Annotated in this window: 11 protein-coding genes; 8 read left to right on the top strand and 3 right to left on the bottom strand. The window is 73.4% G+C overall.

Annotated features, from left to right (window positions below; all coding sequences use genetic code 11):
* Nucleotides 1-449: 449 nt before the first annotated feature.
* Nucleotides 450-1,022, top strand: coding sequence for a sigma-70 family RNA polymerase sigma factor (locus ACYVJE_RS10630; RefSeq protein ID WP_459157307.1), 573 nt, complete (start codon nucleotides 450-452; stop codon nucleotides 1,020-1,022).
* Nucleotides 1,023-2,288 (top strand): anti-sigma-D factor RsdA, encoded by a 1,266-nt coding sequence (locus tag ACYVJE_RS10635; protein ID WP_461144319.1) that lies wholly within the window; start codon nucleotides 1,023-1,025, stop codon nucleotides 2,286-2,288.
* 301 nt (nucleotides 2,289-2,589) lie between these two features.
* Here ACYVJE_RS10635 and ACYVJE_RS10640 read toward each other — a convergent pair whose 3' ends face one another.
* Nucleotides 2,590-2,997 carry a DUF5319 domain-containing protein gene (locus tag ACYVJE_RS10640; protein ID WP_459160080.1) on the bottom strand — a complete coding sequence of 136 codons (408 nt, stop codon included), beginning with the start codon at nucleotides 2,995-2,997 and terminating at the stop codon, nucleotides 2,590-2,592.
* 245 nt (nucleotides 2,998-3,242) lie between these two features.
* On the opposite strand from ACYVJE_RS10640, the gene guaB reads away from it, so the two are divergent.
* The 4 genes from guaB to guaA all read left to right on the top strand — a co-directional run bounded on the left by guaB (nucleotide 3,243) and on the right by guaA (nucleotide 9,766).
* Nucleotides 3,243-4,754, top strand: a complete 1,512-nt coding sequence (guaB, locus tag ACYVJE_RS10645) for an IMP dehydrogenase (RefSeq protein WP_459157305.1) — start codon at nucleotides 3,243-3,245, stop codon at nucleotides 4,752-4,754.
* 136 nt (nucleotides 4,755-4,890) lie between these two features.
* Complete coding sequence (locus tag ACYVJE_RS10650) at nucleotides 4,891-6,021, top strand: GuaB3 family IMP dehydrogenase-related protein (protein WP_459157304.1); 1,131 nt, start codon at nucleotides 4,891-4,893, stop codon at nucleotides 6,019-6,021.
* Nucleotides 6,022-6,232: 211 nt separating this feature from the next.
* A complete protein-coding gene (locus ACYVJE_RS10655; RefSeq protein ID WP_461144320.1) occupies nucleotides 6,233-7,987 on the top strand; it encodes a GMC family oxidoreductase N-terminal domain-containing protein in 1,755 nt (584 codons plus the stop codon).
* Nucleotides 7,988-8,185: 198 nt separating this feature from the next.
* A complete protein-coding gene (guaA, locus tag ACYVJE_RS10660) occupies nucleotides 8,186-9,766 on the top strand; it encodes a glutamine-hydrolyzing GMP synthase (RefSeq protein WP_461144321.1) in 1,581 nt (526 codons plus the stop codon).
* Nucleotides 9,767-9,793: 27 nt separating this feature from the next.
* Here the strand turns inward: guaA and ACYVJE_RS10665 are convergent, their stop codons facing one another.
* Together ACYVJE_RS10665 and ACYVJE_RS10670 are read right to left on the bottom strand one after the other, a co-directional pair.
* Entirely contained in the window at nucleotides 9,794-9,997 is a 204-nt protein-coding gene (locus ACYVJE_RS10665) for a hypothetical protein (protein ID WP_461144322.1), read from the bottom strand.
* Nucleotides 9,990-11,567: a PspC domain-containing protein gene (locus ACYVJE_RS10670; RefSeq protein WP_461144323.1), complete on the bottom strand. Its 1,578-nt coding sequence runs from the start codon at nucleotides 11,565-11,567 to the stop codon at nucleotides 9,990-9,992. Before ACYVJE_RS10670 ends, ACYVJE_RS10665 begins: the two co-directional genes overlap by 8 nt.
* A gap of 120 nt (nucleotides 11,568-11,687) precedes the next feature.
* Here ACYVJE_RS10670 and ACYVJE_RS10675 point away from each other — a divergent pair, with 120 nt between their 5' ends.
* The gene (locus tag ACYVJE_RS10675; RefSeq protein WP_461144324.1) at nucleotides 11,688-13,136 is read left to right on the top strand and encodes a PspC domain-containing protein; all 1,449 of its coding nucleotides are present in this window, start codon (nucleotides 11,688-11,690) and stop codon (nucleotides 13,134-13,136) included.
* Nucleotides 13,133-13,816, top strand: coding sequence for a response regulator (locus ACYVJE_RS10680; protein ID WP_461144325.1), 684 nt, complete (start codon nucleotides 13,133-13,135; stop codon nucleotides 13,814-13,816). Before ACYVJE_RS10675 ends, ACYVJE_RS10680 begins: the two co-directional genes overlap by 4 nt.
* The last annotated feature ends 29 nt before the right edge of the window (nucleotides 13,817-13,845 follow it).

The raw sequence follows: 13,845 nt of genomic DNA on the forward strand, positions 1-13,845 counted from the left end.
CCGTGCGCGGGCACCGGAGCGACCACCGGGCGGCCAGAGGTCACCGGTCTGCCGGTGCTTGCGGTGGTGTGACGCATGTCTCGGAACGCGGTGGTGCGGGTGCTACGTCCGGAAAGCGGGATCTGCGCGGCGCCGCTCGGGTGCGCGAAGCGGGAGGAATCGTGTGGCAACGCGGCGCGCCGCCGTCCGGGAACGAGGCGGCCGAGCGCGCGTGCCGCCGCCGTCCCGCGCCGCGCCCGGAGCTGGTGAGCTGCGGGAGATCGCAGCGCCGACCGGCGGGGCGCGTTCTCTGGTAAGTGTGAACAGGTGGTGGCGGCGGCTGCGCGCCCCGAGTCCCTGTTCAGTGGCCACTCGTGGCCCGGTACGGTGAATTCGGTGCGGCGTGCTGGAGACGACGTCCGCCGGAAATTCGAGTCGCTTAACGCGTAACACCAGGGCTGCTGTCTGCGATGACCAATGTGGGGGACGGGCTGGACGCTCTAGTAGGCGCCGCCGTCGACGGCGATCGTCAGGCGATCGAGCGCTTGCTGGCCGAAATCCGTCCTTTGGTGGTGCGGTACTGCCGCGCCAGAGTCGGACGCAACGAGCGGTCGTTCGCCTCGGCGGACGATGTCGCGCAGGAGGTGTGCCTCGCGGTGATCACCGCGCTGCCCACCTATCGCGACCAGGGGCGTCCGTTCCTGGCGTTCGTGTACGGCATCGCCGCGCACAAGGTGGCAGATGCGCATCGTGCATCCGCCCGCAATCGTTCGGAGCCCGTCGCGGACGTGCCGGAGACCCCGGAGTCGGAGGCGGGGCCCGAACAGCGAGCGATGCAGGATGAGCTCTCCGGCAGGATGGCGCAGCTGTTGCGTGTCCTCCCGGACAAGCAGCGGGAGATCCTGCTGCTCCGGGTGGTCGTCGGCTTGTCCGCTGAGGAAACCGCCGAGGCGGTCGGGTCGACGCCGGGAGCCGTGCGTGTTGCGCAGCACCGCGCATTGGCCCGGCTGCGCAAGACGCTGTCCGCGGAGGAGGTGGTCTGAATGGCTGAGCGGAAAGGGCCCGAAGGTGAGCGACCAGGGCACGAGCCCGTCGAATCCGGCCAGCAGGATGACCGCTCGCGCAGCGTGGGCGAGCGGAACGACGAACCGAACACCGAACCGAAGGGGACCGGCAGCACCGACCACGGTGACGGTGCCGCGGCGCGGGCAGTGACTTCCGAAGAGAACCCAGAACCCACGGGCCCAGACCCCGCGGGCGAGGACACCGCGGACGACTCGGCGACGGAGTCGTCCGACAACGTGCTGTCCTTCCGCCCGCCCGAAAGGACCCGGTCGGCCGAGGAGACCCGGTCGGCCGCGGACGCGGAGGAGGCCGCCTCGGAGAGCGGTGCGGCCTCGGAACGCCCCGGGACGAGCGGCGAGGCCGACGACGATCCCGAACTGCTCGAGCAGGACGAGATCGGAGAGTCCGTCGACCTCACCGCGCTGCGGGCCGATGACGCGTTACTGGACGCGCTCGGCGGCACGAATCCCGAGGTGCCCGAGCGCGCCGGCAGCGCACCGAACGTGGAGGAGCTCCTCGTCTCCTGGCGGCGGGACATCGATTCCGCCCCGGTCGAGGAGCTCGTTGATGCGGACCAGGCCGCGGAGGCGCTCGAGCAGGCCAAGAAGCCCCAGCGTCGCGGCTGGTTCCGCAGGCGCCACCTGGTGCCGGTGGCCACGGCCGCGGCCGTGCTCATGATCGGCTGCACCGGCGTGGGCGTGGCCGCGCGGGACGCGCTGCCCGGCGACATGCTCTGGGGCGTTGCCCAGGTGTTCTACTCCGACCACACGAAGGCCGTGCAGGCGGCCACGTCGGCCCGGGAGGACCTGCGCACCGCCGAGAACGCGCTGGACGGGGGGCGGACGAGCACGGCGGAGTCCGCGCTGCGCTCGGCGCAGGAGCAGATGGGCGCGGTGGACGACGAGCACGGGTTGTCGGACTTGCGGGCCGCGCACCGCTCGCTGACCGCGCGCGTGGACGAGGGCGTCGGTGAGCAGGATCCGACGGCACCGCCGGCGACCTCCTCGCAGGAACCGCCTTCCAGTTCGGTGACGGCCCCGCCGTCGAGCAGGCCGGAGCACCCGCCGACCGAGCACCCGACCACGACACCGCCGACGACCTCGGAGGGGTCGACGACCCCGCCGACGAGTTCGAGCGAGCCGAGCGGGACGTCGACGTCGGAGTCGTCCACGTCGGAGCCGGCGTGGGACCCGAGCAACCCGTTCTTCTCCGGCTCCTCGGAGGGTGATCAGCCTTCGAGCTGACAGCCCGGCAGCTGGCGGGAACCACCTCCGCCGCCCCGGTCCGACCCGCTTCGGGCCGGGGCGGTGTCGTGCGCGGGTGTCCGTGCGGAAGGCGGCCGCGCGCCGGGGACCGCGTGCCCGGGGTTGGTCGTGCGTCCGGAGTCCGGGAGCGGCGAGCTGGGCAGCGGGCGGGTCCGCCCGGTGGCCGCCGGAGGAGAGGAGCGGGGCACCGCGCGCGGCGCGGAGGATCCGGCACGCGGCGGGTGGTCAACAACCGCGGAGGCGCGGCGATCGGCGGTTGCGACCGCCCGGAGGCGCGGTGTCAGGCCTTGGGGTAGTGGCTCTCGGACTGGCTGACGCCGTCGACGAAGCCGCGGCAGTACTCCCAGGTGACGTACTGGTTCGGGCTCGGGTCGTACGCCGGTTCGTGCGGGCGCATCTTGCCGTTGTGCAGCAGCTGCTCGAGGCTGGCGCGCAGCAGGTCCCAGTCGTGGTAGTGCGCCTCGCCGCAATCGACGCAGTCCACGACGATGCCGCGGACGCCGCGGGGCTCCAGCAGCGCCTGGTACACGGCGAGGTCGGCCAGATCCGCGAGCAGCTCTGTCTGCTCCTCGGCGCCGAGCGGCGGGTCGGTCGGGTCCGGGTCGTTCTCGCCGAGGGCCATGCTCGGGTCGTCCGGATCCCCCGCGAACGGGTCGGGTGGCATCTGGTCGTGCGGCACGCACCGCACGGTACCCACCCGCGCAACGCGGTTCGGCGCGCGGGGGCCCTTCGCCGTGCGGTGTTTTGCGCCCGTCACATCAGGCGCTCCGGGCGGCGGGCCGCAGCTGCGGGTCACTATCATGGAAGGAATCCCGTTTTCCGCAGGTCGTGGTGCACTCGCGCCCCGCACGGTGCTCGTCCGTCCGCCAGTCGCGTGTGGCCGGCCTGCCCGCACTCCTTCGACCCGATCGGTAGGAAAGGCACACCGCCGCCATGACCAGTGAACTGAGCGCATCCAGCCTCCCGTCGAAGTTCGCCGCGCTGGGGCTGACCTTCGACGACGTCCTGCTGCTGCCGGACGAAACCAACGTCATTCCCAGCGAGGTCGACACGACGACCCGGCTGTCGCGCAACGTGGCGCTGCGCGTGCCGCTGGTCTCCGCGGCGATGGACACGGTGACCGAGGCCCGCATGGGCATCGCCATGGCGCGGCAGGGCGGTGTCGGGATCCTCCAGCGCAACCTGTCGGTCGAGGAGCAGGCGGCGCAGGTCGAGGTCGTCAAGCGTTCCGAGTCCGGCATGGTCACCGACCCGGTGACGTGCTCGCCGGAGGACACGCTCGCCGAGGTCGACGCGCTGTGCGCCCGCTTCCGCATCTCGGGCGTGCCGGTCGCCGACGCCTCCGGCCAGCTGGTGGGCATCATCACCAACCGCGACATGCGGTTCGAGATGGACCACACGAAGAAGGTCCGCGACGTGATGACCACCTCGCCGCTGATCACCGCGCAGGTCGGCGTCACCGCCGACGTCGCGCTCGGCCTGCTGCGGCGGCACAAGGTCGAGAAGCTGCCGATCGTGGACAACGCGGGCAAGCTGCGCGGGCTGATCACGGTCAAGGACTTCGTCAAGACCGAGCAGTACCCGAACGCCACCAAGGACGCCGACGGCCGGCTGCTGTCCGGCGCCGCCGTCGGTGTCGGCACCGACTCGCACGAGCGCGCGATGGCGCTGGTCGACGCCGGGGCCGACGTGCTCATCGTGGACACCGCCCACGGGCACTCGCAGGCGGTGCTCGACACGGTGGCCACGTTGAAGAAGGAACTGGGCCAGTCGGTGGACATCATCGGCGGCAACGTCGCCACCCGCGCCGGTGCGCAGGCGCTGGTGGACGCGGGGGCCGATGCGGTCAAGGTCGGCGTCGGACCGGGGTCGATCTGCACCACCCGCGTGGTGGCCGGTGTGGGCGTTCCGCAGATCACCGCGGTCTACGAGGCGAGCCTGGCCTGCCGCCCGGCCGGTGTCCCGATGATCGCCGACGGCGGTGTGCAGCACTCCGGCGACATCCCCAAGGCCATCGCCGCGGGCGCGAGCAGCGTCATGCTCGGCAGCCTGCTCGCCGGCACGGCCGAGGCGCCCGGCGACCTCGTGCTCGTCAACGGCAAGCAGTTCAAGGTCTACCGCGGCATGGGCTCGCTGGGTGCGATGCAGACCCGCGGGGAGCAGAAGTCCTACTCCAAGGACCGCTACTTCCAGGACGACGTGCTCAGCGAGGACAAGCTCGTGCCGGAGGGCATCGAGGGGCGCGTGCCGTTCCGCGGTCCGCTGGAGCAGGTGATGGACCAGCTGGCGGGCGGTGTGCGCTCCGGCATGGGCTACACCGGCGCGCGCACGATCCCGGAGCTGCAGGAGGCGCACCTGGTGCGCATCACCGCGGCCGGGCTCAAGGAGAGCCACCCGCACGACGTCACGATGACCGCGGAGGCGCCGAACTACACCACGCGGTGAGACCGCGGTGCGGTGCCGGTGGCGCGGCCGACCGGGCTCCGGTGCCGCACCCGGGCTTCACCCCGGTGCTGCTCATCCGGGGGAGGCAGAGAGAATGTCCCGTCGGACATCTGGGTCGTTGAGAAGGGGACTGACGGTGCGGGATCAGGTTGAGATCGGCATGGGCCGCACGGCCATGCGCGGCTACGACTTGGACGACGTGGAGATCGTTCCGTCCCGGCGTACCCGCTCGTCGAAGGACGTCTCGCTGAGCTGGCAGATCGACGCCTACCGCTTCGACATCCCCCTCGTCACCCACCCGACGGACGCGATCGTCTCGCCCGCGACGGCGGTGCGGATCGGCGAGCTCGGCGGTCTGGGCGTGCTCAACGCCGAGGGGCTGTGGGCGCGGCACGACGACGTGGAGGACAAGCTCGCCGAGGTCGTCGGGATCGCCGAGGAGAACGGTGACCCCGAGGCGGCGATCCGGCGCCTCCAGCAGCTGCACGCCGCGCCGATCCGGCCCGAGCGGCTGGCCGAGTCGATCAAGCAGGTCAAGGACTCGGGCGTGACCGTCGCGGCGCGGGTGAGCCCGCAGCACGCGGAGGAGCTCACCCCCGACCTGATCGCCGCGGGCGTCGAGGTGCTCGTCGTGCAGGGCACCATCGTCTCGGCCGAGCACGTGGCGGAGGGCCGCGAACCGCTCAACCTCAAGCGGTTCATCGGCGACCTGGACATCCCGGTGATCGCCGGGGGCGTGGGCGACTACCGCACCGCGATGCACCTGATGCGCACCGGCGCGGCCGGTGTGATCGTCGGTTTCGGGCAGTCCCGCGCGGCCACGACGACGCAGGTGCTGGGCATCGGTGTTCCGATGGCCACGGCGATCTCGGACGCCGCGGCGGCGCGGCGCGACTACCTGGACGAGACCGGCGGCCGCTACGTGCACGTGATCGCCGACGGCGCGCTCGGCTACTCCGGGGACATCGCGAAGGCGATCGCCTGCGGCGCCGACGCGGTCATGCTGGGCGAGGCGCTGACCGAGACGCACGAGGCACCGGCGCGCGGCTACTACTGGACGCCCGCGGCCGCGCACCCGAACCTGCCGCGCAGCGAGGTCATCGGCTTCGAGGGTTCGGGCGTGGACCTGGAGACGCTGCTGTACGGCCCGAGCAGCGACCCGTACGGCACGCTGAACCTGTTCGGCGCGCTGCGGCGCGCGATGGCCAAGACCGGCTACTCCGAGCTGAAGGAGTTCCAGAAGGTCGGCCTGATGCTCGGCCGCTGAGCCCCGCTCGCCCGCCGGGCACCCCGCGGTGGGGAACATTGCCCCAGGAAATCTCCCCACCCTCGCTCGGGCGGGTGAAGGGTGTCCGCGGGGAGCTCGGATCGCGGCGGGTGCTGTCCGCGCGCGGATGTCCGCGGGTGGATCGATCAACCCGTGCTGTTCGGCGGTGATGTATGGCTACTCGCCAGTAACGACGTCTAGTCTGTCGCGCATGGCTGGCTCCCGCGACCGCGACACGGATTTCGATGTGGTCGTCGTCGGCTCCGGGTTCGGCGGCAGCGTGGCCGCCCTTCGCCTCACGGAGAAGGGCTACCGCGTCGCCGTCCTGGAGTCCGGCAGGCGGTTCACCGACGACGAACTGCCCAAGACCTCCTGGGACCTGCGCACGTTCCTCTGGGCCCCTGACCTGGGCTGCTACGGCGTGCAGCGCATCCACGTGCTGCGCGACTGCCTCATCCTCGCCGGGGCGGGCGTCGGCGGCGGTTCGCTGAACTACGCCAACACGCTCTACCGCCCGATGGACGCGTTCTACCGGGACGCCCAGTGGTCGCACATCACCGACTGGAAGACCGAGCTCGCACCCTACTACGACCAGGCCAGCCGGATGCTCGGCGTGGTCACCAACCCGACCGAGACCCCCTCGGACACGGTCATCCGCCGCGTCGCCGAGGACATGGGATGCGCGGACTCGTACCACCACACCCCGGTGGGCGTGTACTTCGGCGAGCCCGGCGAGCAGGCGGAGGACCCGTACTTCGGCGGCGCCGGACCGGCGCGCACGGGGTGCACCGAGTGCGGCGCGTGCATGACCGGCTGCCGGGTCGGGGCGAAGAACACGCTCGTGAAGAACTACCTCTACCTGGCCGAGCAGAACGGCGCGCAGGTCTTCCCGATGACCACGGTCTCCCGGCTGGGGCAGGCGGCCGACGGCACGTGGCGGCTGGCCACGCACCGCACCGGCTCCAAGCTGCGCCGGGACTTCCGGATCTTCCGCGCCGACCAGGTGGTGCTGGCGGCCGGCACCTGGGGCACGCAGAACCTGCTGCACCGCTCGCGCGAGGCCGGCGACCTGCCGCACCTGTCCGACCGGCTCGGCGAACTCACCCGCACCAACTCCGAGGCGATCCTGGGTGCGCAGGTCAGCCGGGTCGACCCCGACCGGAACTTCTCCGAGGGGGTGGCGATCACCTCGTCGTTCTACCCGGACCCGGACACGCACGTCGAGCCGGTCCGCTACGGCCGGGGGTCCAACGCGATGGGGATGTTGCAGACCCTGCCGACCAGGGGCGACGATCCGCGTCCGCGGTGGCGGCAGTGGTTGGGCTTCCTCGGCAGGCATCCGCTGAAGTCGCTGCGCCTGCTGCGGGTGCACCGGTGGAGCGAGCGCACCGTGATCCTGCTCGTGATGCAGAGCCTGGACAATTCGCTGCGCACGGGACTGCGCAAGCGCTTCGGGCGGCGCTGGCTGACCTCGTGGCAGGGGCACGGCGCACCGAATCCGACCTACATCCCGGTCGGCGAGGAGGCCAACGAGCGCGCGGCGGAGAAGATCGGCGGCATGGCCGGCGGCGTGTGGTCGCAGCTGTTCGACATGCCGATGACCGCGCACTTCATCGGCGGCTGCCCGATCGGGGACACGCCCGGCAGCGGTGTGATCGACCCGTACCACCGGGCCCACGGCCACCCGGGGCTGTCCGTCGTGGATGGTTCGGCGATCACCGCGAACCTGGGGGTGAACCCCTCGCTGACGATCACCGCGCAGGCCGAGCGCGCGCTGTCCATGTGGCCGAACAAGGGCGAGACCGATCCGCGCCCGGAGCAGTCCGCCGGCTACGTCCCCGTGCCCGCGGTGCCGCCGCGGAATCCCGCGGTTCCGGAGGAGGCCCCCGCGGCGCTGCGACTGCCCGTGGTCGCGGTCGGACCGGGAGCCGGTGCCGCAGGAGCGGAGGTCGAGCGGGGCGAGTGAAGCCCGGGCGGCCGCCGGGCGGGCGCGGTCGCGGCGTGACCGAGTTCGCCCGGGGTCGCTGCCCCCGCGTCGGCGAGACCTGGGAGAATGAGGGGCGGCAAGGCGCTGCGCGGGCATCGGCGGGACCTCACCGCGGGGCTCGGCGCCCCGCTGGTGCGTTGCCGCCACGACATGTTCTGCAGGGGAGGTTGCCGCTCCGTGTCCGGTTCCGCCGGCCCCGGCCAGGGGCCCGTTCTGGTGCTCGACTACGGCGCCCAGTACGCGCAGCTCATCGCGCGCCGGGTGCGCGAGGCCCAGGTGTATTCCGAGGTGATCCCGCACGACACCCCGGTCGACGAGATCGTGCGCCGCGATCCGGCCGCCGTGGTGCTCTCCGGCGGTCCGGCGAGCGTCTACGCCGCGGAGGCGCCGCAGGTCGACCCCGCGCTGTTCGACGCGGGCATCCCCGTGTTCGGCATCTGCTACGGCTTCCAGGCGATGACCTCCGCGCTGGGCGGTTCCGTGGAGCACTCCGGGGTGCGCGAGTACGGCCGCACGGACCTGGGGGTCTCCGGCGACGGCGGCACGCTGCACGAGGACCTGCCGGCGCGCCACCCCGTGTGGATGAGCCACGGGGACTCGGTGAGCAAGGCGCCGGAGGGCTTCCGCGTGACCGCGGCGACCCAGGACACCCCGGTGGCCGCCTACGAGAACGTGCAGCGCCGGCTCGCCGGCGTGCAGTACCACCCCGAGGTGGCGCACTCGCCGCACGGGCAGGAGGTGCTGCGCCGCTTCCTGCACGACATCGCCGGCATCCGGCCGCAGTGGACGGTTTCCTCCATCGTGGACGAGACGGTGCGTGGGATCCGCGAGCAGATCGGCGACCGGCGCGCGCTGTGCGCCCTGTCCGGCGGGGTGGACTCCGCCGTGGCCGCGGCCCTCGTGCAGCGCGCCATCGGCGATCAGCTCACCTGCGTGTTCGTCGACCACGGGCTGCTGCGCTCCGGTGAGCGCGCCCAGGTCGAGCGGGACTTCGTCGCCGCGACCGGGGTGCGGTTGGTGACCGTGGACGCGGTCGACCAGTTCCTCGGCGCGCTGGAGGGCGTGAGCGATCCCGAGGAGAAGCGCCGCATCATCGGCCACGAGTTCATCCGCACCTTCGAGCGGACCGCGCGGGACCTGCAGAGCGGCGACGGCGCCGGCGGTCCGATCGACTTCCTCGTGCAGGGCACGCTGTACCCGGACGTCGTCGAGTCCGGCGGCGGCTCCGGCGCGGCCAACATCAAGAGCCACCACAACGTGGGCGGGCTGCCCGAGGACCTGCAGTTCGACCTCGTCGAACCGCTGCGCGCGCTGTTCAAGGACGAGGTGCGCCGCGTGGGCACCGAGCTGGGGCTGCCGGAGACGATCGTGCACCGGCACCCGTTCCCCGGACCCGGCCTCGCCATCCGCGTCATCGGCGAGGTGACCGCCGACCGGCTGAGCACGCTGCGGGCGGCGGACTCCATCGCGCGCGAGGAGGTCACCGCGTCCGGTTTGGACAACGACATCTGGCAGTGCCCCGTGGTGCTGCTCGCCGATGTGCGCTCCGTCGGCGTGCAGGGCGACGGCCGCACCTACGGCCACCCGGTCGTGCTGCGTCCGGTGTCCAGTGAGGACGCGATGACGGCGGACTGGACGAGGCTGCCCTACGAGGCCCTGGAGCGCATCTCCACGCGCATCACCAACGAGGTCTCCGGTGTGAACCGGGTCGCGCTCGACGTGACCTCGAAGCCGCCGGGCACGATCGAGTGGGAGTGAGCGGCTGACCGGGCCCCCGAGCCCCGGTCAGCCGCGGCGCGGCCGCAGCGAGAGCACCAGCAGCAGCACTCCGACGGCCACGATCGTGGCCCCCAGCAGCCACACCAGGTGTTCGACGAGCCCGAGCAGCACGAACGCCGACAGCGCCAGGGCCAGGCAGCCACCGGCCAGCGCCACCGGGTCCACGTCCCGCCAGGGGTGCTCGCCACCGCGGTTCGACGGTTCAGTCACGGACGACCTCCACATGTCCCGTTTCCGTGCGCGCGGTGATCGTGACCAGGCGGCCGTTGCGCGCACCCCCTCCGGACTCGGTCACCGTCTCCCGGGCCGGCGCGCCCGAACGTTCGGTGCCGAGGCAGTCCACCGTTCCGGCCCGGCTGGTGCAGTGCGCGGTGACGTCCCACGCGGGCGGCACGTGCACGGTCACGCTGCCCGCCCCGGTGCGGGCCTGCACGTGCCCGACCCGGGAGGCCTCCTGCGGAGGCATGCCGCGCAGGTCGACCGTCAGGTTCCCCGCGTCGATGCTGTGCGCGCGGTTCGCCCCGGCGGCGGTGGTCAGCTCGAGGTGCCGGTTCGCCGCGACCGGCGGGGCGGTGTGCACGGACCCGCTGTGCGGTGCTGCGCCCGCGGCGAGCACGGTCAGCACCGCGACCGGGATGGCGAGCACCACGAGTGCGCGTCCGCGGTGCAGCACCGCGCCGCCGAGCATCCCGAGCCCGAGCACGCCCAGCACGGCGGCCAGGATCTGCGCCGGGGGCAGGGAGAGGTACAGCCCGCCCGCCGCGGTCAGCGCGGTCAGCAGCAGCGCGATCGGGGTGAGCATCCGGTCGAACCGGGGGCGCTCCGGCACGGGCTCGGCCGGGGGTGGTGGTTGTGGGAGTTGCGGTTCCGCGGAGCTCGCGGTGGCGGGGGGCGCGTTCCACGGGTCCACCGCGGGCGGTTGCCACGCGGTGAACCGGTCGGTCCCCGCCTCGGCACCGCCCGCCTCGGCACCGCCCGGCGCGGAGGTCCCCGCGCCGAGGCGGTCCGGTTCGGCGCGGGTGCCTTCCGCGGTCTCCGGTGCGGCAACCCCCTCCTGCGGCGCGTCCGGCCGCGCGGTCCCCGGCTGCGGGCTGTCGCTCTCGGGGCCGGGGGCTGCCCGCGCCTCGTCGCCGGAGGCGCTGCCCACCTCGGCCTCGGCGCGCGCGGTCTCCACCGGGGCAGGTTCGGCGCGGGTGCCTTCCGCGGAGGGGGTGGTCGCGTCCGGTCGCGTCCCCGCGGCCGTGTCCCAGGAGGCAGCCGTGTCGCCGGAAGACTCCTCCCCGGGCGGCGGGGCCTCGGGTGCCGGCGCCCCCGAGGCGGGTTCCGCGGAACCGGCCGCGCCGCCCGGGCCGCTGCCACCCCCGCCGGCGCCGTGCTCGGCGCGGTTGCGGTGCAGCAGGTACAGCGCCACGCAGCCGACCACCGCGCCGATCACGCCGGGCAGGTTGCGCAACGCGTACAGCGCCGGGATCAGCAGCACCGCCAGCACCACGAGCACCGGCGTCGAGGTGGTCCGGGTGCTCACCTGCCCGGAGCCGTCCCGCTCTTCGCGCGGGAAGAGCATCCACCCCAGCAGGTACAGCAGCACCCCGGCCCCGCCGTAGAGCGCGGCGACCACGAAGGCGACGCGCAGCAGCACCGGGTCGACCGCGTAGCGGTTGCCGATCGCGGCGGCCACCCCGCCCAGCTTGCCGCCCGTCGCGGGGCGCACGGGTCGGGTCGCCCAGAAGTCCCGCACGGTGGTCTCGACGCTGCCCACCGCGCTCCGCGTCTCGCTCATGCCACCACTCTCCGCGCACCGCGGGGGCGGTGACATCGGGGACGACCCTGAGGCGGTCCCCGGTCCCCGGCCCGCACGCCCCGATGTGCCGGAGGGCGTCCGCGTGCAAGCATCGATGGTGTGAGACCCCGGTTCCGGGGGCGCCGGGCGCGCACAGCCTCCCGGGCCCAGCCCGCACCCCAGCAGCAGGCGCCCCAGCAGCAGGCGCCTCCTCCGGTCTCGGCGCAGCGGCCGGCGGCGGACGGCCCGCGGAGCGGCCAGCAGGCCGCTGCGCGCGGTGCACCGGAGGTGCCGCGGCTGCACCGGTCCCGCGAGGGGCGGCTCGTGGCGGGCGTGTCCGCGGGCGTGGCCGACCACCTCGGCGTCCCGGTGATGTGGGTGCGCGCCGCGTTCGCCGTGCTGGCGGGGTTCTGGGGCGCGGGCATCCTCGCCTACGCGCTGCTGTGGGTGTTCGTGCCGCAGGACGCCACCACCCCGCGCGGGCCCGCCAGCTCCCGCGAGCGGCAGCAGGGCGCGGCGCTCATCCTGCTCGGCCTGGGGCTGGTGGTCCTGTTCGGTTCGCTGGCCGCCCTGCCGATGTGGTTCACCGTGCCGCTGCTGGTCATGCTCATCGGCGCCGCCGTCGTGTGGCGGGAGGCCGACGAGCCGCGGCGGCGCCGGTGGTTCGAGGGGCGGGCCGGTCTGCTGCGTCTCCTCGTCGGCGCCGCGCTCGTCTTCGTCGGGATCTCCGCGTTCCTCGTCGGCAGCTCCTCGCTGAGCATGATCCCGTTCCTGCTGCTGGCGGTGCTCACCACGCTCGGCGGAGCGGTCGTGCTGACCGTGCCGTGGTGGATGCGCCTGGCCCGCGACCTCGACCAGGAGCGCGCCGGGCGCATCCGCTCCCAGGAGCGCGCGGAGATCGCCGCGCACCTGCACGACTCGGTGCTGCAGACGCTCGCGCTGATCCAGAAGCAGGCCGAGGAACCCCGCGAGGTGCGCCGGCTCGCGCGGGGGCAGGAGCGGGAGCTGCGGAGCTGGTTGTACGGGCCGGGCGGCTACCGCGGGGCGCGCTCCCGCGCGGAGGAGGCCCCCGGTCCCGCCCCGGAGGGGCCGCAGCAGCCGGTGGTGCTCACCGCGGAGCTCGCGAGGATCTGCGGGGAGGTCGAGGACCGGTTCGCGGTGAGCGTGCAGCACGTCGAGGTCTCCGACTGCCCGCTCGACGAGCGCGTGCGGACGCAGCTGGCGGCGGCGCGGGAGGCGGTGACGAACGCGGCCAAGCACTCCGGCGAGCGCGAGATCAGCGTCTACGCCGAGGTGGAGCCGGAGCGGGTGTCGGTGTTCGTCCGCGACCGCGGTGCGGGCTTCGACCCGGATGCCGTGTCGGCCGATCGGCACGGGCTCTCCGACTCGATCCGCGGGAGGATGGAGCGGTTCGGCGGATCGGTGCGGCTGCGCACGGCCCCCGGTGCGGGAACCGAGGTGCAGTTGGAGATGCCGCGGGAGGCGGACGAGCAGACCCCGTCGCAGCGGTCCGAGCCGTCGGGGGGATCCGACCCGGCGGCCGATGAACGAGGAGGGCGAGCGGTATGAGCGAATCGACCGCCGGCGAGCAGGCGGCGCGTCCGGTGCGGGTGTACATCGTGGACGACCACGCCCTGTTCCGCTCCGGCGTGCGGGCGGAGCTGGCTTCCGCACCGGAGGAGGTCGACGTGGTCGGCGAGGCCGGTTCCGTCGGCGAGGCGGTCGCCGGGATCGGCCACTACCGGCCCGCGGTGGTGCTGCTGGACGTGCACATGCCGGACGGCGGGGGAGCGGAGGTGCTGCGCCGCACCCGCGGCGAGTTCCCGGACGTGGTGTTCCTGGCGCTGTCGGTCTCGGACGCGGCCGAGGACGTGATCACGGTCATCCGCGGCGGGGCGCGGGGCTACGTCACCAAGACGATCTCCGGGCGCGAGCTCGTCGACGCGATCCTGCGCGTCGCCGGGGGCGACGCGGTGTTCTCGCCGCGGTTGGCGGGTTTCGTGCTGGACGCCTTCGCCGAGGGGCCGAACGCCGCGCCGGTGGGGGATCCGGAGCTGGACCTGCTGACGCGGCGGGAGCGGGACGTGCTGCGGCTGCTCGCGCGGGGCTACGCGTACAAGGAGATCGCTGCCGAGCTGTTCATCTCGGTGAAGACGGTCGAGACGCACGTCTCCAGCGTGCTGCGCAAGACGCAGCTGTCGAACCGCTACGAGCTGTCCCGCTGGGCCTCGGACCGCCGTCTCGTGTGACGGCGCGCTGCGGGGCACCGGTGCCCGAC

The sequence above is a fragment of the Salinifilum aidingensis genome (assembly GCF_054782015.1).

Coding starts and splice junctions, on each gene's coding strand:
- ACYVJE_RS10630 (WP_459157307.1), top strand. CDS start 450: ATGACCAATGTGGGGGACGGGCTGGACGCTCTAGTAGGCGCCGCCGTC.
- ACYVJE_RS10635 (WP_461144319.1), top strand. CDS start 1,023: ATGGCTGAGCGGAAAGGGCCCGAAGGTGAGCGACCAGGGCACGAGCCC.
- guaB (WP_459157305.1), top strand. CDS start 3,243: ATGACCAGTGAACTGAGCGCATCCAGCCTCCCGTCGAAGTTCGCCGCG.
- ACYVJE_RS10655 (WP_461144320.1), top strand. CDS start 6,233: ATGGCTGGCTCCCGCGACCGCGACACGGATTTCGATGTGGTCGTCGTC.
- ACYVJE_RS10670 (WP_461144323.1), bottom strand. CDS start 11,567: ATGAGCGAGACGCGGAGCGCGGTGGGCAGCGTCGAGACCACCGTGCGG.
- ACYVJE_RS10680 (WP_461144325.1), top strand. CDS start 13,133: ATGAGCGAATCGACCGCCGGCGAGCAGGCGGCGCGTCCGGTGCGGGTG.